The sequence below is a fragment of the Flaviramulus sp. genome, from assembly GCF_982512915.1.
This window is the reverse complement of sequence record NZ_CEWOCJ010000012.1, coordinates 16,394-34,874: the sequence shown is the minus strand read 5'-3', so window position 1 is coordinate 34,874 and position 18,481 is coordinate 16,394. Positions and strand designations below refer to the sequence as shown.

Below are 18,481 nucleotides of genomic sequence, written 5' to 3'. Positions count from 1 at the left end.
ATATTTTAAAGAAAAAACAAATACTTTGGAAAACTACTTCGGTATTTTTAAAGACAATAAATTAGTTGCAGTAACTGGCGAACGTTTTCAAACTAATAACTTTATTGAAATTAGTGCTGTAATTACCCACTCTAATTATACAGGTAAAGGTTTCGCCAAACAACTTGTAACGCATACAGCTAACAGCATTTTTGATAAAAACAAAACATATTTTTTACATGTAGATGTTACCAATTTAGGACCCATTGAGTTATATAAAAATCTAGGATTTATTATTATAAGATAACTAGAATTCTGAAAAATTAGCCAATAACAAAGTAAAAAAACAGATTCTGTTTTCTAGAAAAAGTTAATTTATTGCATCACTACATTACTGTACTTAGCATTTATAACAATACTTTTTCCATTTGTAGATTCACCTAGTGTAAAATTAGCACTATTATTTTTTGAAGACTTCTTAGGGTGTTTAAACTTAGATAAATTGCCTTTAAACTGAACATTACAATCTACTTTAGGTAGTTTTATTACCACATCATTATTTTGTAAAATCATGTTTATATTATCAAAAGTATCTTCAATATTAAAAATATTCAAATCCCCAATATTTCCATCAACAATAGCGCTACCTGATAAATTTACAATATCAATATTGGATGATATGGTATTTAAAACCAAATGCTTTACATTTTTTAATTCAGCAGCTTCAACATAATTTAAATTTAATTCTCCTAAATTCCAGTTTGTTATATATACTGGCGAATAGGAAGCATTAATGGAAGTTGAACTCCCATTAACGCTATTTGCTGTAAATTTACTATGAGACAAATCTGCTTTTAAATTGTCAATATTGGCTGCAAATTCAATTTCACCATGCCTAACATTAACTTTTAACTTTGCAGCTTTTGGCATTTTTATTTTAATTGTTTTTTTAACATTAGAAGATGATTTTTCACCCAACAACTTTTCAATGTTTTTTTGACGCTCTTTTACAAGATTAGATTTTTCTTTAATTCGTGCTTTTGTTTCTTCATTTCTAACTTTACTAGCTTTTGCTCTCTCAAGTTGGATAGCTAAACGTTCAGCTTGTGCTTCTATTTGTTTAGATTGAGCTTCCATTTGTTTAGCAAATTGCTCTCCCCAAGCCTCCATATTTTTCCCAAACGCTTCACCAAACTGTTCTCCCCAAGCTTCCATTTTTTCTTCAAAACCAGAATCTTTTATTTTATTTTCAAAATTTTTAGCCCATGCTTCCATTTGTTTGCCATATTTTTCTCCCCATTCTTTACCAAATTTCTCACCCCAAGCTTCCATTTTTTTAGCATAATCTTTTCCAAATAATTTTTCAAATTTTTGAGAATAAGATTCCAAATATTTATCTCCATCTTTTTTGTAAGCATCAAAATCAAACATAATAGCACTTATACCTTCTGGTATTTCAGGTAATTCTGGCATTTCAAAATTTATTTCTGAGATTTCCATCATCTGGAAATTCAGATCTGGCATGTCAGCCAATTCAAATTTTAGCTCTTTTAAAATGTCGGAAATGGCTTCTTCGTCTACATTTATATTAATATTTGCTCTTGAAAGCCACGAACTACTGTCTGATCCAAGTGTTTTTATAGAAACATTTTTACTTGTGGCATCAATATCTAATTTCCAAGATTTTAAAGCTTCCTCTAGTTCAACTTTACTTAATTTTTCACCTTCAATATAGGCTTCAATTTCAATAGTATTTTTATTCCAATTATCAATTATTAAATTGGTATGACTTGTATTTAAGTCTATCACAACATTTTTATCTACATTTATAGATTGCGATACTTTAGTTAATTTTTGTTGAGCTAAAGCACTTCCAGAAAAGAGAAAGCTTAATGCTAATAAATTGATTTTTATAAAAATTTTGTTCATTTTTTGATTTTTTAGATTGATTGTTTTACTTCATCTTCAGAAGTATTTAATTCTTTTAATTGTGATCGTAATCTATACAATAGATTTAAACGAAGTTTTAAATTATCAATTAAAGCATTCACTGTTAACTCGCTAGGTCCAGATTCTGTTAAATCTAAAGAAAGGCGTTTGTACTCTTTATCAAGCTCATTTAATTGCTCTAAATAACCGTCAAATAAATCTTTAGTTTCTGGCGAGTATGATATTTTAGATAATTCCAAATTAATACTTGCTAAATAATAATCCTCTACCTTTTTTAACCCAGGTGAAACATCGCCCAACGTTTTTGTTTCTATAGTTTGACTAACAGATACTTGATTAGATCCATCGGCTTTTGATTGAAACTGAAAGTATTTAAATGCTCCAAAACTTAAACCAAAAAGCAATACAATAGTTGCAGCAATTTGTATAAAACTGTACTTTAATTTTAAAACTGTTTTAGGTAAAGCCATATCTAACTTTTCAAGAAATCGCTCTTGATGATTATTAGACATCTTATCATTTGCTATTTTATCATTTTTAAATAACTCTCTAAGATCTTGTGCCATTTTTTTTTAGTGTTAACAGTTCTTGCAATTTAGTTTTACCTCTTGATAATTGTGTTCGTGAAGCTATTTCAGAAATATTTAAAATTTCAGAAATCTCTTGATGATCGTAACCTTCAATTAAATAAAGCATTACTACATACTGATATTTATCTGGTAAGTTATTGATTGCATCTTTTACATCGTTTAATGTAATTGTATCCTCTACCAACCATTTATCGTCATTTTGGGTATCAACTACTTTTAAGTGTTTCTCTTCTAAATCAACAAGCGCTTGTTTTTTAGATTTCAAAAAGTCGATACTTTTATTAACAACAATACGTTTTAACCAGGCTCCAAAAGTAACCTCCGCTTTATATTGATGCAGTTTTGAAAACGCTTTTATAAAGGCTTCTTGTACCACATCTTCAGCATCGTTTGCATCTTTCAAAAATCGCTTGGCAACAATATACATCCCGTCGCAGTACTGGTTGTATAACTGCAGTTGTGCTTTACGATTGTTTTGTTTACATTGTTCAATAATGTCAACTTGAAACATACTAATTCTACTTTTTGTTTAAGTTAGTTCGTTTAAAAGACGATTAAAAAAAGAGAGTGTTGCAAAAAATTAAAAATATTTTTTCTCAGTTATAACAAAGCTACAGAAAACTGCGTTTGTAATTCTCTAATTATTACTTTTTAAAGTATATTTACGTCTTAATAAATTGCTCTATATGAATACCTTCCTGAAACGTACCTTTCTAATTTTAACCATCATAACTCTAGGGTTATTACTTTATTCTGTTTTTGTTGAGAATATTTTCGCAAAACGTTTAAGCCCTAAAGACACCGTGAAATTTGAATTGAATGATTTAAAGTTGAAAGTTTTTTATAATAGACCCTCTAAAAAGAATCGTGAAATATTTGGAGCTTTAGTACCTTACGACCAAGTTTGGAGAACTGGAGCGAATGAAGCTACTACTTTTGAAAACAATAAAAATCTAGATATAAATGGTATGACTTTACCTGCTGGTAAATATACACTTTGGACAGTACCTAAAGACTCTGTTTGGACTGTAATATTTAACTCGAAAGAATATTCATGGGGTGTAAATGCTGAAATGAAACCTATGTGGGATCCTAACTACGACGTGATAAACGTAGAAGTACCCATAGAAAAACTAAATAATACTGTTGAACAATTCACAATTGCTTTTGATAACTCTACAGATAATTTGTTTTTAACCATGGCTTGGGATTATACTAAAATTTCAGTGCCTTTAAAGTAAAAAATCTACAATAATTTGTTTGTTTTCTTTCTGATAAAATAAAATTGTAAATTAGTACCATATCGGTGTAATTGTGTCAAAAAAAAATAAATCAGCTTTAGAAGAAAAAAAAAGAATTTCAGTCTCAGAAATTACTAATATAAATTCTATAAAATCTATTCAAAATAAACGCAAAGCTAAATTAGACACCAATACTCTTATCACATCTATTTTAAAGAGAGACATCTCAGCATTAAGTAGAGCCATCACATTAGTCGAAAGTACTAATCCAAAACATTTAGAGCAAGCAAATACCATTATTAAAGGTTGCTTGACTTTTGCAAATAAATCTATTCGTATAGGTATTACTGGCGTTCCTGGTGTTGGAAAAAGTACGTTTATTGAAACTTTTGGCACCTACATCACGTCTTTAGGAAAGCGTGTTGCAGTCCTAGCTATTGATCCAAGTAGTAGCATTACCAAAGGTAGTATTTTAGGTGATAAAACCCGAATGGAAAGCTTAGTGAAAGATGAAAATGCTTTTATAAGACCATCTGCTTCTGGTTCATCTTTAGGGGGTGTAGCTAGAAAAACACGAGAAACTATTATTTTATGTGAAGCTGCAGGTTTTGATGTTATAATTATTGAAACCGTTGGAGTTGGCCAAAGTGAAACAACCGTTCATAGCATGGTAGATTTCTTTTTATTATTGAAATTAGCAGGGGCTGGAGATGAACTTCAAGGAATTAAACGTGGGATTATGGAAATGGCCGATATAATTGCAATAAACAAAGCTGATGGTGATAATTTAAAACGTGCAAAACTTGCGCAAGTAGAGTTTAAAAGAGCGTTACATTTATATCCAGAAAAATCATCAAATTGGCACCCAAAAGTTACGCTTTGCAGTGCTTTAAATAATGAAGGTATTGATACGATTTGGAATCTTATATTGGACCATTTCAACCTAACTTCAGAAAATAATCATTTCAATAAAAAAAGAAATGAACAAAACAAATATTGGCTTATCCAAACTATTGAAAACCAACTAAAGTCTGATTTCTTTAATTCTCCAAAAATCAAAAAAGAATTATCAAAACAATTACAACTAATTGAGGATAATCAAACAACACCTTTTGCAGCTGCTGATTATTTATTGAGCATTAATTAAACTTACTTAGCAAATAAAATGCTAATTTGTGAAAGACAAAACCAGATATTGAACCAAAAATTAATCCACAAAATATATCTAAAGGATAATGGACACCTAAATAAATTCTGCTATAAGCTACAATAAGACTTATTGAAACTAACAAATAAATAAGATTTTTAAAATAGGGTCTTAGTAACAATCCTCCAAAAATGGCTACTGCCATAGAATTTGAGGCATGGCCAGAAAAGAAACCAAACTTACCACATCTTATAGCAATAAAACGCATTTTATCAAATAAATCTGTCTCCCCACATGGCCTTGGTCTCTCAAAACCACGTTTAAAAACATTGGTCATTTGATCTGTAAACGTAATCATCAAAGCAGTAACTACAATTAAAATGAGTAATGCTTTTAATCCAAATTTTTTATATAATAATGTAAATAAAATGATTCCTAAAAGACCCCCAAAATAAATTTTGTTGGTTATTATTAACCATAAACCATCCCAAGTTTCAGAACCCAAATTGTTTAAAAATAAAAATAGTTCGGTATCGTATTTTAGAAGTTTATCAATCATCTACTAATTATCTAATCTTCATACTTTACAATTTCTGCATCATAAAACTCTGTAGCTAGCTTTATGGCATTTTCTGTTTCTGTTTCTAGCTCGTTCTGATCTTCTTCATCAAAATCTTCAAACCACTCAACTTCATCATTTTCAAGATTAATTATAAATCTGGGAAATTCGGTATGTATAACAAAAATAGCATTTGGATACTCAGTATTATCACCTAATATAAATTTTGGAAGACTCATTATAAATTATTTGTGTTTGACAAAATTAACTTTTTAGTTAAATAATTAAATCTAATATACAATAAAATAGCCGCTGTTGTTAAACCTGCTAAAAGACCTAACCAAATACCAAAACTCCCATAAGCATCTTCTTTTCCTAAAAACCAACTTACAGGAAAACCTATAAGCCAATAAGAGATAAATGTAATTAAGGTTGGTATTTTAACATCTTGTAAGCCTCTAAGTGCACCTAAAACTAAGACTTGAATACTATCACTTATTTGAAAAATAGCAGCAGCTATTAATAATTTTGAAGCGATAGTTACAACCTCAGTATTATCTACTAAATTTTTAGTATCATTAAAATCAACATATATCATTGGTAATTCTTTATGAAATAAAAAGAAAATAATAGCAAAAAAAGTAGCAAATAGTAAACCCATTAAAAATAATGAAAATGCTATCCTGCGTAACTCAAAATAAGCTTTTAACCCTTTTTGATTTCCAACTCTAATCATAGAAGCAACACTTAAACCCATAGCTACCATAAAGGTCATGGAAGATAAATTTAAAGCTATTTGATTTGCTGCTTGTGGATTTTTACCCAATAGTCCGCTTAACCAAATAGCTGATGTGAAAATAGCAACTTCAAAAAACATTTGCATAGCACTTGGAGCACCCAAATTAAGTAGTTTTTTAAGCATCAATTTATCTAAAACCAATAATTTTATCTGGGTTACATAAGCTTTAGATTTATCTTTTCCTTTTAGTAAATACCACAAATGTAAAACCATTATAATTCTAGAAATCAAAGTTCCGTAAGCAGCTCCTACAATACCCAATTCTGGAAAACCAAATTTTCCGAAAATTAATAAATAATTTAAAACAACATTTACAATATTGGCAACAATTGTAGCATACATAGGGTATCGTGTCATTGATAATCCATCACTAAATTGTTTAAAACCCTGAAATATTATTAGTGGGATTAATGAAACTGCAACAAGATCTAAATAAGGAATTGCTAGTTCAACAACCTCAACAGGTTGTTTCATTAAATACATTAAAGGCTTTGCAAAAAAAACTAATAAAAATAATAATAAACCCAAAACCGTACATAAAAATAAGCCATGTTTAAATGAAGATTTACCTTTAATAAAATCTTTCGCCGAATCTGCCTCCGCAATTAATGGAGTTATAGCTGTAGAAAAACCAATACCTACAGACATTGCAATAAACATAAAGCTGTTTCCTAAAGATACAGCAGCTAACTCAGCAGTACCTATTTGCCCAACCATAATATTATCAACAAAACTCACTAAGGTATGCCCTAGCATTCCCAAAATTACAGGAGCAGCCAGTTGCCAATTGTATTTAAACTCTTTTGTGTAATCCCTTAATTGCATTCGGCAAAAGTAGCTTTAGCTTGTATTAAAACCAATTTTAAATAGCTATTTAATTATTACAATAATTAACATATGTTAATTTAACTTAACCGATATTAACATATGTTAATTTATTTTTTTATATTAGCCTATTGTTATATATTTTTCTATCATAAATAATATAACATATTTAAAAAGAAACATTTAGTACTATAATATTTTGAAAGGATATAATTAATTAGTTAGTTAAAGGTTTCTAAAACAAAAAAAGAGGTTTAAACCTCTTTTTTTATTACAAATTTTGAACTTTTAGTTTAGCTTGTTCATAATCACTAATTAATTCTTCCACTATTTGAGCAACAGGTTTAATATCTTTTATGATAGCAGAAACTTGGCCTATTTCTAATTCACCTTCTTCCAAATCACCTTCAAACATACCTTTTTTTGCCCGTGCTCTTCCTAAAAGTTCTTTAAGTTTTTCTGTAGATGGTGAAGATTTATAAAGTATTTCCAAGTCGTAATAAAATTTATTTTTAATTAGCCTTACTGGTGCCAATTCTTTTAGTGTTAATTTAGTATCGCCTTCTTTTGAATCTAAAACCATCTGTTTGAATGCCTGATGTGCAGAACTTTCTACGCTAGCTACAAATCTACTCCCTATTTGTACACCATCTGCCCCTAAAATCATTGTTGCTAACATCGCTTTACCAGTAGCAATACCACCAGCGGCTATTAACGGAATATGTATTTGCTCTTTAACTATTGGCAACAAAGTTAACGTTGTTGTTTCATCTCTTCCATTATGCCCACCAGCTTCAAATCCTTCTGCTACAATAGCATCTACACCTGCTTCTTGGGCTTTTAAAGCAAACTTTAAACTGCTTACTACGTGTACAACAGTAACACCGTTTTCTTTTAACCAAGATGTCCAAGTATTGGGATTTCCTGCGGAGGTAAACACAATTTTCACATCCTCTTCAATAATAATATCCATGATTTCTTGAATATTAGGATATAACATCGGAATATTTACTCCAAAGGGCTTATTAGTTGCTTTTTTACATTTTTGAATATGCTCTCTTAGTACACTTGGATACATAGAACCTGCTCCAATTAAACCTAAAATACCGGAATTACTAGCTGCCGAAGCTAAACGCCACCCACTATTCCAAATCATACCTGCTTGTATTATTGGATATTTAATATTGAATAACTTTGTAATTCTGTTTGACATTTTTAATTAGGATTATGAAATGACTCCTGAACCTATTAACTCATCATCTAAATACCAAGCAACAAACTGACCTTCTGTAATTGCAGATTGAAAATTTTCAAACGCTACATACAAACCATCTTTAACTCTTAATAATTTGGCATTTTCTAATGGTTGTCTATACCGAATTCTAGCTTTTACATATATTGATTCATTAACATTTAAGGCTAAGTCTTCACGAATCCAATGCAACTCATCATTGGTAACAAATAATGCTTTTTTTAATAAACCTGGATGATCTTTTCCTTGGCCTGCATAAATAACATTCTCTTCAACATCCGTAGCAATAACGAAAAGTGGTTCTTGCGTACCTCCAACAGCTAAGCCTTTCCTTTGGCCTTTTGTAAAATAATGTGCACCTTGATGTTTACCAACTTTTTTTCCAAATTCAATTTTGTATTGAATTTTACGTGACAAATATTTTAATTTATCTTCTTCCGAATCAAAATTTGGTTCAACTTCATGAAATATGGGGTCATTATTTAGAATTTCAATAATGTTACCTTCTTTTGGTTTTAGCTGTTGCTGAAGAAAATCAGGCAATTTAACTTTTCCAATGAAACAAAGCCCTTGAGAATCCTTTTTTTCTGCCGTAACTAAGTCTAACTCCATTGCAATTTCTCTGACTTGCGGTTTTGTTAACTCACCAATTGGAAATAAAGATTTGGCTAATTGTTCTTGAGATAATTGACATAAAAAATAAGATTGATCCTTATTATTATCAATACCTGCTTGTAATTGATAAATTTGTTTACCATTTTTTTCTATGATACCCTTTCTGCAATAATGACCTGTAGCTACATAATCAGCACCAAGTTCGAGAGCGATTTTCATAAAAACATCAAATTTAATTTCTCTGTTGCATAAAATATCAGGGTTAGGAGTTCTTCCCTTTTCGTATTCATGAAACATATAATCAACTATACGCTCTTTATATTGCTCACTTAAATCTACAGTTTGAAAAGGTATCTCCAGTTTTTCAGCTACTAGCATAGCATCATTACTGTCATCTAACCAAGGACATTCGTTAGATATCGTTACAGAGTCATCATGCCAGTTTTTCATAAACAATCCAATAACCTCATAACCTTGCTGTTTGAGTAAATATGCAGCAATACTAGAATCTACACCTCCGGAAAGTCCTATAATAACCCTTTTCATTAAGAATAAATTTACTCTACAAAGATACATATTAATAAAATAGTTTGAATTAATTATTGAAAAGGTTAAAAGTTATTGTGAATTAAAATGTTTAAAGTTTTGTTAAATTTATTAAACAATATTTGGATTTTTGTTGATTTATATATTACTTTTGTTAAACAAATTAAAAACCTTGCAAAATGAAAAAAATTAATCTCTTCAAAAAGTTTATCCTTTTATTTGCTATTACAATAGCTTTTAACTCATGTGACGACGATGATGCTCCAGTATTACAAGGACCATTAAACATCGTGGAAACAGCTCAATCTGTTGCTGATTTAAGTATTCTTGTTGATGCAGTTGTACAAGCTGGCTTAGTAGATGCATTATCTGCTTCTGGTGATAAAACAGTTTTAGCACCAACTAATGCTGCTTTCACAGCCTTTTTAGCAGATAAAGGATTCTCTTCCCTATCTCAAGTACCAAACGATGTCTTGACTCAAATTTTATTAAATCATGTAATTGATGGAGCAAATATTCAATCTTCTGCACTAGTTGGAAACACTGGATATGCTAATACGTTAGCTGATGGTCCGGGTACAACTAAGTTAAGTATTTATTATGATGGTACTTCTGGTGTTAGTTTTAACGGGGCAGCTTCTGTAATAATTCCAGATGTAGCAACTACAAATGGTATTGTACATGTTATAGATGAAGTAATTGATTTACCTACAATAGCTACATTTGCTTCCACTAATTCTGCTTTATCAATTTTAGTTGATGCTTTAGCTTATGCCGATACAGGAGAGCCTACGGTTCCTTACATTGCTACTGTATCTGATGGAGAAGCTGGTCCTCTTACTGTATTTGCACCTACTAATGATGCTTTTGCTTCTTTATTAGTTGAATTAGAGGTAACTGCTTTAACCGATATCGCAACTTCAACAATTAACGCAGTTTTATTAAATCATATAGTTAATGCTAATGTACAATCTACTCAATTAACAAGTGGTGCAGTGCCTACATTAGGTGGAGATATAACTGCAGATGCTACAGCTTTTACTTTAACTGATGGTAATGGCAGAGTAAGTAACATTGTTACTTCTTTAGTAGATATTCAAGCAACTAACGGTGTTGTGCATGTAATCGATAAAGTTATATTACCTGCTAGCAACTAAAAATATAGTTTGGTTTGTTGATTTTGTAGGCAGTTTATGACTTGTTACCATAAACAAAAAAATGTCTATGAAAAAGAAGGCTCCTTAAGTAATTAAGGAGTTTTTTTTGTGTATTTAGGCTTGTAGGTAAAGTCTTTTTCTTCGGTTAGTTTACCATCCTCATAAAACTTCCAAATGCCATGTTTTTTCCCTTTTTTATAAAATCCTTCAGTTATTAACTCTCCTCCAGGACTATAAAACTTTGATAAACCATCCAATTCTCCGTTAACATAATTATATTCTTTTAATATAACAGCTCTTTCAGAATACCAAATAGAAGAACCATTTAACTTTCCATCATTGTAATTTTGCTTTTCAGCAATTTGCCCGTTAGGATAATAAACAAAACGCTCTCCAATAAGCTGTCCTTTGTTAGTATAGTTTTCTAATGTTAAAAGTTCATCAGAGTTTTTTTGGTAATATTTCCAAGTGCCAATATATATTTTACCATCCATTTCACCTTCACTAATCACTTTTCCATTAGATGCTAAAAACTTCACATAAGCTATATTATCATGTTCATTAAATTCTTTTGTAGCAGTTAAAACAGGATTATTTTTTATGTTTTTATAAAATTTAAAAAGACCAATTTCTTTTCCATGAAAAAACGCACCCTCATACCTTAAAACTTTTGAATCCTCAAAGTTTTTTTTCCAAATTCCATGGCGTTTTCCATCTGTATCAAATTGATTAACTTCTTGAGGAAATACACTTACTGTAATAAAAAAAAACAAAAAATTATAAATTGGTTTTATCTTAATCATATGCTTTTAATTTGTCATTTTACACTTAATTAACGCTTTAAATTTTAATTTCTTATAACAAAAAAGCTGTCAAAATATATCCGACAGCTTTTCTATTTCATTATAAAATTATTTATTTACGTTTTTGTTGCGCTTGTTTTTGTTTTTCAGCTTGCTCCATCATTTCTGCCATCTTTTGCTGGAAACGATTTTGTTTTTTAGGTTTCTTTTTATTTTCTTGAATTTGAGCATGAATTTTATCTTCATCAAGAATATAATTCTTAATTACCAAGATGATTCCTATACTAATAACATTCGAAATGAAATAGTATAAACTTAAACCAGATGCATAGTTATTAAAGAAAAACAACATCATTATTGGAGAGAAATACATCATATATTTCATCATTTTAGCCATATCTGGCATACCTTCCTGCTGTGGTGCCGATTGCATATTTTGCCCCGTAGTTAATCGCATGTAAAAGAAAATGGCGATAGATGCTAACAGAGGAAATAAACTTACATGGTTTCCATAAAATGGAATATGAAAAGGTAAATTAGCCACAACATCATAAGATGATAAATCGTTTGCCCACAAAAAGCTTTTTTGTCTTAAATCAAAAGCAGAAGGAAAAAACTGAAACAACGCATAGAACACAGGTAACTGTATTAAAGCAGGCAAACAACCAGCCATAGGACTTGCTCCTGCTTTGGTTTGCAATGCCATCGTTTCCTGCTGCGCTTTCATTTTATTATCTTTATGTTTCTCACGAATGGCGTCTAACTCTGGTTTTAAAATTTTTAGTTTTGCTTGAGATAAGAATTGTTTGTACTGCACAAACGATAATAAGATTTTTACCAAAATAGTCATCACTACAATAGCAATTCCATAAGGCATAAAACCACCTAGAAAGCCAAATAAAGGCATGAATATGTAACGGTTTATCCAACCAAAAATACCCCACCCAAATGGTACAATTTCGTCTAAGTTTCTACCATATTGGTCTAATACTTTAAAATCACTTGGTCCAAAATACCAATCCATGGTTTGATTTAACTCACCTCCTTGTAACTCTAAAGGAATTTTAGAAGCAAATTGTTTTGTAAAAACCGTATCAATTTCTTCGTCTTCTACTAAGTTTTCAGTTTTGATATGAACAGTTTTAAAAGGCTTATCAGTTAATAATACAGAGGTGAAAAAATGTTGCTTGTAACCAATCCAGGTTACATCTTCTATTTCTTCATCAGCATCTCTTGCTCCTGTATAGTCATCTTTTCCTCCTTCATATTCGTAGTGTGTATCTGTATATCTATTTTCATAAGAAATACTTTTTGCATGTCGATATCCTTTTAAATCCCAATCTAAATTGATAGCTTGAGAGCTATTAATAATATCATTTAATCCTTGAGAACGAATTGTAAAATCTAACATATAATCGTTGTCTTTCAATTCGTATCTGTACTCTAAAAATTTAGCCTCAGAAACTTTCAATTTCATCGAAATAACTGTAATATCTCCATTTTTAGTTACTGTAGGTTTAAAAGGTAAATCTTTAGTATTTAAAATTCTACTATCAGTAGTTCCAAAGTTTAAATTGAAAAGTGAATTGTTATCCTTAATTAAGTAAATAGGAAGTGAATCATAATCAACAAACTTTTTAAGTCTAACTTCAGAAAGATAACCTCCTTTATTACTAAACTTTAAAGCTAATAATTCGCTTTCAACTACTATCTCTTTATCAGATGTGTTTAAAGCGGCATAAGCAAAAGCACCTAATTTATTTTTTACAGCAATTTCTTGTAAAGAGTCTAAACCTGTTCCAACTAAAAAATCGTTAGATTTAGTTATTTTTATTTGGTCTAATTCTTCAGCCTTTCTCTCAGCTTCTATTTGTTCTTGTTTTACTTTTTCTTGAGCTTCAAGTTCTTCGGGTGTTGGCTGGTTTTGCCAAAGCATATACATTAATATTCCGAAAATAAGTATAAATCCTATTACCGAATTAATGTCTAATTTTTTTTCTTCCATGTATTCTTCAAATATAAATTAAAAAGATTCCTGCAAAAAGCAGGAATTGTAATAGCTTATCAAAAAACTATCCACTATTTATTTTGTGTCATACTGACACCTCTATTCTTTTTTTTATAATTAACTGCTGCCTTAACAAATGCCACAAAAAGTGGATGCGGGTTTGCTACTGTACTCTTATATTCGGGGTGATATTGCACACCTATAAACCACGGATGAGTTGGTAACTCAATAATTTCAACTAAACCAGTATCTGGATTTAAACCAGAGGCAACCATACCTGCAGTTTCCATTTGAGCTTTATATTTTCCATTAAATTCATAACGATGCCTGTGACGTTCTTTAATGCTTTCAGCTTTGTAAATATTTCTAACTGTACTACCCATTTTTAAATCACATGCCCAAGCTCCTAAACGCATAGTTCCGCCTTTGTTAGTTATTTCTTTTTGATCTTCCATCAAATCAATGACAGGATTTTGAGTTTTTGGATTCATCTCTGTAGAATCGGCGTCTTTTATTCCTAAAACATTTCTAGCAAATTCAATAACAGCCATTTGCATTCCTAAACAAATTCCAAAAAATGGGACATTATTTTCTCGCACAAATTTAACAGCATCTATTTTACCTTCAATACCACGCTCACCAAAACCTGGTGCAACTAAAATTCCGTCTAAATGAGATAATTTTAATTTAATATTATCGCTATTTAAATATTCTGAATGAACAGATTCTATATTAACTTTCACTTCATTTTCTGCACCAGCATGAATAAAAGCTTCCAATATAGATTTGTATGAATCTTGTAACTCTACATATTTTCCAATTAAACCAATATTAATTTCTGAAGTTGGATTTTTATGACGCTTTAAAAACTGATTCCATTTATAAATATCTGGTTTTGAGCTTTTTAGATTCAATTTTTTGAGTACTACCTTATCTAAACCTTCTTCAAGCATTAAATTGGGTACATCATAAATTGTTGATGCATCAATAGATTGAATTACGGCTTCCTCTGTAACATTACAAAATAAAGCAAGTTTTCTGCGTAAATCACTAGGTAAATGATGCTCTGTTCTACAAACTAAAATATCTGCTTGTACACCACTTTCCATGAGTGTTTTAACGCTATGTTGGGTTGGTTTTGTTTTTAATTCGCCTGCGGCAGAAAGATAAGGCACTAAGGTTAAATGAATTACAATTCCGTTATGTTCTCCTAAATCCCATCTTAATTGACGAACAGCTTCTATGTAAGGTAGTGATTCAATATCACCAACAGTTCCACCAATTTCTGTTATTATAATATCATAATCACCTGAATTTCCTAAAATCTGAACACGTTCTTTAATTTCATCAGTTATGTGAGGTACTACTTGAACAGTTTTTCCAAGAAACTCTCCTCGACGTTCTTTTTCTATTACGCTCTGGTAAATACGCCCTGTAGTAACATTATTAGCTTGACTGGTAGGCACATTTAAAAAACGCTCATAATGACCTAAATCTAAATCAGTTTCTGCGCCATCTTCAGTAACATAACATTCACCATGTTCGTAAGGATTTAATGTGCCAGGATCTACATTAATATAAGGGTCTAATTTCTGAATAGTAACCCTATAACCCTGAGCTTGAAGAAGTTTAGCTAAAGATGCGGCTATAATGCCTTTTCCTAGAGATGATGTAACTCCACCGGTTACAAATATGTATTTTGCTTTCGTTGTCATGTTGCGCTTATAAACGCAGGCAAATTTACAAAATTAAAATAGTTATTACCGAATTGTTTTAGTTATTTAAATAGTAGTTTTTAACAGTATATTATTAGATTTGAATTTAGTGACTAAATACCCTATTTTAGAGCCAACAACTAAACTAAATTGATTAAAAAATGAAAGTATTACATCTGTTATTTATTTTATTATTAACAATTTGTTTTAATTGCTCAAAAAAGGAACAAAAAAATTTCGCTCAATTAACTAAAAATTCACCAAATATTATTGGCAAAACAGCATATTTAAACTCACCATATGTTACCGCAGGCAATAGAGTTTATATGGTTGGCCATCAGGACGGAAGTTTTCCGGATTTAGGCTGGCATATTAAAGGTGAAATGGGTGGTATTTGGAATCATCCTATAAAATTAATGGATGGTTTTGATATCGAAATTTTTGATACAATAGACACCCTTAAACTAAATAAAGCAGAGACTTTCACCAACTATCCTTTTTCAAATAAACATTCATATAATTGGAAAGAAAAAGAACTTCAAATAGAACGATGGCAATTCGTCCCTGACAATAAACAAGGTATTGTTATACAACTAATAATCAAAAATCTTGGTGCTGAAAAAAAAATGAAGGTGAAATTTACAGGTAACTCTGATTTACGCCCAACATGGTTAGGAGAACGAACTAATATGTTTGACAGCAAAGATTTAGCTGATTTTGATGAGGAAAATAATTTCTGGAAAATTAAAGACAGTTTAAATCCTTGGTATACTATTTTTGGTTCTCAATTAGACTTTGAAAGCAAGTCTGAAATAAAAGAAAATAAAACTTCAAATAACACGATTTCTAGTAGTATTGAAGATGTAGTTTTCTTGTTTTCTGGAGAAAGAAAAGTTATAAATTACATTATAGCTGGTTCATATAATTCTGAAAAAGATGCTGTAAATACTTACCAAAGTATAAAGGAAAATATATTTGATGATTTTGTTTCAAAACAAGAACGTTATCGATCAATCTCGGAAAAATCTAAATTAACAATTCCAGACAAAAATATTGAGCAAGCTTTTGAGTGGCTAAAATACAATAGCGATTGGTTAATAAGAACAGTACCAGAAATTGGAACTGGTATTACAGCCGGAATACCTGATTACCCATGGTGGTTTGGTGTAGATAGTGAATATGCTTTAAAAGGATACATGGCAATTGGCCAAAAAGAAGCTGTCTACAGTACTATAAAATTACTGGATAGTGTCTCTAATGCAATAAATGGAAATGGTAAAATTATTCATGAGATGTCTAGCAATGGTTCCGTTTTTAATAATGGAAATATTAATGAAACACCACAATTTACATCTCTTATTTGGGAAATTTACAAATGGAATGGCGATAAGGCATTTTTAAAAGCCTATTACCCAAGCGTAAAAAAAGGATTGGATTGGTTGATGAATGCCAATGATGAAAATAAAAATTTATTCCCTGATGGTTTTGGAATGATGGAGATACACGGTATGGATTCTGAAATGATAGATGTAGCATCTTATACACAGCGTGCTTTTGATGATGCTTCAAAAATTGCAATAGTATTAAATGACACCCTAAATGCAAGTATATATTATGAATTAGCTTATTCGATTAAGGATAAAATAAACAATGAGTTTTGGAGCGAACAATTTAAATCTTATGCGGATTTTATTGGAAGAGATGCACAAGCATTAAAATTAATAGATGATGCTATAATTAGAGCAGACACATTAAACAAACCTTGGGCTGTTAACGAATTACAACAAACAAAAAACAATATTTTAAATCATCAAAATTCAGGATTAAAACCATTTGTATTACATCATAATTGGGTTGTAAACACACCAATGGAAATGAAAATTGCTGATACACAAAAAGCTGAAAAAGCACTTAAAACTGCTGAAAAATTTACAAATCCATTTGGTGTATTTGTTACTGGAATTGATAGAGACGAAAGCTCAGAAACAGATGATGGCTCTTTTAAAGGCAGTAAGCAATTTTCTTATACAGGTGCCGTCATGACATTACCAACGAGTGTTTTGATAGTCTCTGAAAACAACTACGGAAATCCAGATAAAGCGCTTGATTATATGAAACGCATGACTAAAAGCTTTAGTTATGCTTTTCCGGGTAGTATATATGAAGTATCGCCAGATTATGGTATGATTACACAAGCTTGGAATATATATGGCTATGCTATACCTATTATTCAACAGTTTTTTGGAATCAATCCTATGGCTTCAGAAAAAAGAATTACCATACAGCCGCAAATGCCTACCACATGGCATGAAGCCAAACTTGAAAATGTTGAAATTGGAGACAACTCAATTTCTGTTCAATACAATAAAACAAATCAAAAATTAGTACTTATAATGACACAAATTAACCCCAATTGGTTATTAGAAATTAAACTCTCTAAAACCCCATATAAAAATTTCAGTGTAAATGAATCTCTTATTGATGTATCAGAAGACTCGGATTACTTTATATTTAAATCAAAAGCGAATAAAGTTGTCATTAGTTGCTTTAATTAACAAGAAAAATGATAATAAAATTAGTTTAATTTTGAAAACAAAAAGACATGTATCTACTAAATTTTTTAAAAAACATTTAAGACCTAAAAAAATTATACAAATGCATTTATATAGCTATTATTCCAGCAATATTATTTTATAGCATGTCGCTTTTTTGGTTGAAATATACTGGATTTGAAGTTATGGAAATTCTCAGAGACCCAGCACAACAAAGCGGAGAATCTAGTTTTATCGGTTTTCTTTCCAATATAGGAATTTGGTTATGGGTTAGTGCATCAGCTATTAGTTTTTTCTCAGTTTTAACAAATGATTTTAAATTCAATAAAAACCTAAAAGAACTTTTATTTTTAACTGGAGTATTATCAATTTTGTTAGCTATTGATGATTTTTTTTTAATTCATGATCGTTACATCAAACAAGAAATCTGTTTTATTGTTTATGCCATTTTTGCAGGAAGTATTTTAATAAGACATTACAAACTAATACTTAAAATTGAAGGTTTTGCCTTTTTATTTGCAGGTTTATTGTTGGCATTATCGATTTTCACTGATTTAATTCAATCTCATATCCCTATAAAATATAGCTATTCACAAGTTTTTGAAGAAGGTTTCAAATTTATTGGTGCTACAACATGGTTGTATTTTACAGCTCGGGTTGCATTCTATAATCAAACGTTGTTAGAAAAGAATTAAATATTACTAAAAATTTAAAATTTGTAATTTAATAAGTACTCGCGACTA

The 18,481-nt window shown here is 30.3% G+C and carries 17 protein-coding genes; 6 read left to right on the top strand and 11 right to left on the bottom strand.

Features of this window, described 5'->3' with window-relative positions; genetic code table 11:
* Positions 1-25: 25 nt before the first annotated feature.
* Positions 26-286, top strand: a complete 261-nt coding sequence (locus AC1XJX_RS09435; RefSeq protein WP_482003731.1) for a GNAT family N-acetyltransferase — start codon at positions 26-28, stop codon at positions 284-286.
* Positions 287-354: 68 nt separating this feature from the next.
* Here the strand turns inward: AC1XJX_RS09435 and AC1XJX_RS09430 are convergent, their stop codons facing one another.
* From AC1XJX_RS09430 to AC1XJX_RS09420, 3 genes are read right to left on the bottom strand one after another with little or no spacing between them, the layout of a single operon-like run.
* Entirely contained in the window at positions 355-1,908 is a 1,554-nt protein-coding gene (locus tag AC1XJX_RS09430; protein WP_482003730.1) for a YggN family protein, read from the bottom strand.
* Positions 1,909-1,919: 11 nt separating this feature from the next.
* A complete protein-coding gene (locus AC1XJX_RS09425; protein ID WP_482003729.1) occupies positions 1,920-2,495 on the bottom strand; it encodes a hypothetical protein in 576 nt (191 codons plus the stop codon).
* A complete protein-coding gene (locus tag AC1XJX_RS09420) occupies positions 2,479-3,030 on the bottom strand; it encodes an RNA polymerase sigma factor (RefSeq protein WP_482003728.1) in 552 nt (183 codons plus the stop codon). The genes AC1XJX_RS09425 and AC1XJX_RS09420 overlap by 17 nt, the downstream gene beginning before the upstream one ends.
* Before the next feature lie 175 nt (positions 3,031-3,205).
* On the opposite strand from AC1XJX_RS09420, the gene AC1XJX_RS09415 reads away from it, so the two are divergent.
* A complete protein-coding gene (locus AC1XJX_RS09415) occupies positions 3,206-3,760 on the top strand; it encodes a DUF2911 domain-containing protein (protein ID WP_482003727.1) in 555 nt (184 codons plus the stop codon).
* Between the two features lie 73 nt (positions 3,761-3,833).
* Entirely contained in the window at positions 3,834-4,907 is a 1,074-nt protein-coding gene (gene meaB, locus AC1XJX_RS09410; RefSeq protein WP_482003726.1) for a methylmalonyl Co-A mutase-associated GTPase MeaB, read from the top strand.
* On the opposite strand, the gene AC1XJX_RS09405 is transcribed toward meaB, so the two are convergent.
* From AC1XJX_RS09405 to mnmA, 5 genes are all read right to left on the bottom strand, one after another.
* Positions 4,900-5,466 carry a phosphatase PAP2 family protein gene (locus AC1XJX_RS09405; RefSeq protein WP_482003725.1) on the bottom strand — a complete coding sequence of 189 codons (567 nt, stop codon included), beginning with the start codon at positions 5,464-5,466 and terminating at the stop codon, positions 4,900-4,902. The genes meaB and AC1XJX_RS09405 overlap by 8 nt on opposite strands.
* Positions 5,467-5,477: 11 nt before the next feature.
* Positions 5,478-5,705, bottom strand: coding sequence for a hypothetical protein (locus AC1XJX_RS09400; protein ID WP_482003724.1), 228 nt, complete (start codon positions 5,703-5,705; stop codon positions 5,478-5,480).
* Positions 5,705-7,090, bottom strand: coding sequence for an MATE family efflux transporter (locus AC1XJX_RS09395; protein ID WP_482003723.1), 1,386 nt, complete (start codon positions 7,088-7,090; stop codon positions 5,705-5,707). The genes AC1XJX_RS09400 and AC1XJX_RS09395 overlap by 1 nt, the downstream gene beginning before the upstream one ends.
* 271 nt (positions 7,091-7,361) lie before the next feature.
* On the bottom strand, positions 7,362-8,303 hold the full coding sequence (locus tag AC1XJX_RS09390; protein ID WP_482003722.1) for an NAD(P)H-dependent flavin oxidoreductase: 942 nt from the start codon (positions 8,301-8,303) through the stop codon (positions 7,362-7,364).
* 12 nt (positions 8,304-8,315) lie between these two features.
* Positions 8,316-9,503, bottom strand: coding sequence for a tRNA 2-thiouridine(34) synthase MnmA (mnmA, locus tag AC1XJX_RS09385; RefSeq protein WP_482003721.1), 1,188 nt, complete (start codon positions 9,501-9,503; stop codon positions 8,316-8,318).
* A gap of 179 nt (positions 9,504-9,682) precedes the next feature.
* Between mnmA and AC1XJX_RS09380 the strand changes: the two genes are divergently transcribed.
* Positions 9,683-10,660 carry a fasciclin domain-containing protein gene (locus AC1XJX_RS09380; RefSeq protein WP_482003720.1) on the top strand — a complete coding sequence of 326 codons (978 nt, stop codon included), beginning with the start codon at positions 9,683-9,685 and terminating at the stop codon, positions 10,658-10,660.
* 92 nt (positions 10,661-10,752) lie between these two features.
* On the opposite strand, the gene AC1XJX_RS09375 is transcribed toward AC1XJX_RS09380, so the two are convergent.
* The 3 genes from AC1XJX_RS09375 to AC1XJX_RS09365 form a co-directional block, all read right to left on the bottom strand.
* Complete coding sequence (locus AC1XJX_RS09375; protein WP_482003719.1) at positions 10,753-11,463, bottom strand: toxin-antitoxin system YwqK family antitoxin; 711 nt, start codon at positions 11,461-11,463, stop codon at positions 10,753-10,755.
* Positions 11,464-11,575: 112 nt separating this feature from the next.
* A complete protein-coding gene (gene yidC / locus AC1XJX_RS09370; RefSeq protein WP_482003718.1) occupies positions 11,576-13,468 on the bottom strand; it encodes a membrane protein insertase YidC in 1,893 nt (630 codons plus the stop codon).
* Positions 13,469-13,542: 74 nt separating this feature from the next.
* Positions 13,543-15,186, bottom strand: a complete 1,644-nt coding sequence (locus AC1XJX_RS09365) for a CTP synthase (RefSeq protein ID WP_482003717.1) — start codon at positions 15,184-15,186, stop codon at positions 13,543-13,545.
* A gap of 161 nt (positions 15,187-15,347) precedes the next feature.
* Between AC1XJX_RS09365 and AC1XJX_RS09360 the strand changes: the two genes are divergently transcribed.
* Positions 15,348-17,741 (top strand): alpha-L-rhamnosidase-related protein, encoded by a 2,394-nt coding sequence (locus AC1XJX_RS09360; RefSeq protein ID WP_482003716.1) that lies wholly within the window; start codon positions 15,348-15,350, stop codon positions 17,739-17,741.
* 143 nt (positions 17,742-17,884) lie between these two features.
* Positions 17,885-18,433, top strand: coding sequence for a hypothetical protein (locus tag AC1XJX_RS09355; RefSeq protein WP_482003715.1), 549 nt, complete (start codon positions 17,885-17,887; stop codon positions 18,431-18,433).
* Positions 18,434-18,481: the final 48 nt, after the last annotated feature.

What these genes read in the sequence shown, in the direction of transcription:
- AC1XJX_RS09430 (WP_482003730.1), bottom strand. Translation starts at nt 1,908, where the DNA reads ATGAACAAAATTTTTATAAAAATCAATTTATTAGCATTAAGCTTTCTC.
- AC1XJX_RS09425 (WP_482003729.1), bottom strand. Translation starts at nt 2,495, where the DNA reads ATGGCACAAGATCTTAGAGAGTTATTTAAAAATGATAAAATAGCAAAT.
- AC1XJX_RS09420 (WP_482003728.1), bottom strand. Translation starts at nt 3,030, where the DNA reads ATGTTTCAAGTTGACATTATTGAACAATGTAAACAAAACAATCGTAAA.
- AC1XJX_RS09415 (WP_482003727.1), top strand. Translation starts at nt 3,206, where the DNA reads ATGAATACCTTCCTGAAACGTACCTTTCTAATTTTAACCATCATAACT.
- AC1XJX_RS09405 (WP_482003725.1), bottom strand. Translation starts at nt 5,466, where the DNA reads ATGATTGATAAACTTCTAAAATACGATACCGAACTATTTTTATTTTTA.
- AC1XJX_RS09400 (WP_482003724.1), bottom strand. Translation starts at nt 5,705, where the DNA reads ATGAGTCTTCCAAAATTTATATTAGGTGATAATACTGAGTATCCAAAT.
- AC1XJX_RS09395 (WP_482003723.1), bottom strand. Translation starts at nt 7,090, where the DNA reads ATGCAATTAAGGGATTACACAAAAGAGTTTAAATACAATTGGCAACTG.
- AC1XJX_RS09390 (WP_482003722.1), bottom strand. Translation starts at nt 8,303, where the DNA reads ATGTCAAACAGAATTACAAAGTTATTCAATATTAAATATCCAATAATA.
- mnmA (WP_482003721.1), bottom strand. Translation starts at nt 9,503, where the DNA reads ATGAAAAGGGTTATTATAGGACTTTCCGGAGGTGTAGATTCTAGTATT.
- AC1XJX_RS09380 (WP_482003720.1), top strand. Translation starts at nt 9,683, where the DNA reads ATGAAAAAAATTAATCTCTTCAAAAAGTTTATCCTTTTATTTGCTATT.
- AC1XJX_RS09375 (WP_482003719.1), bottom strand. Translation starts at nt 11,463, where the DNA reads ATGATTAAGATAAAACCAATTTATAATTTTTTGTTTTTTTTTATTACA.
- yidC (WP_482003718.1), bottom strand. Translation starts at nt 13,468, where the DNA reads ATGGAAGAAAAAAAATTAGACATTAATTCGGTAATAGGATTTATACTT.
- AC1XJX_RS09365 (WP_482003717.1), bottom strand. Translation starts at nt 15,186, where the DNA reads ATGACAACGAAAGCAAAATACATATTTGTAACCGGTGGAGTTACATCA.
- AC1XJX_RS09360 (WP_482003716.1), top strand. Translation starts at nt 15,348, where the DNA reads ATGAAAGTATTACATCTGTTATTTATTTTATTATTAACAATTTGTTTT.
- AC1XJX_RS09355 (WP_482003715.1), top strand. Translation starts at nt 17,885, where the DNA reads ATGTCGCTTTTTTGGTTGAAATATACTGGATTTGAAGTTATGGAAATT.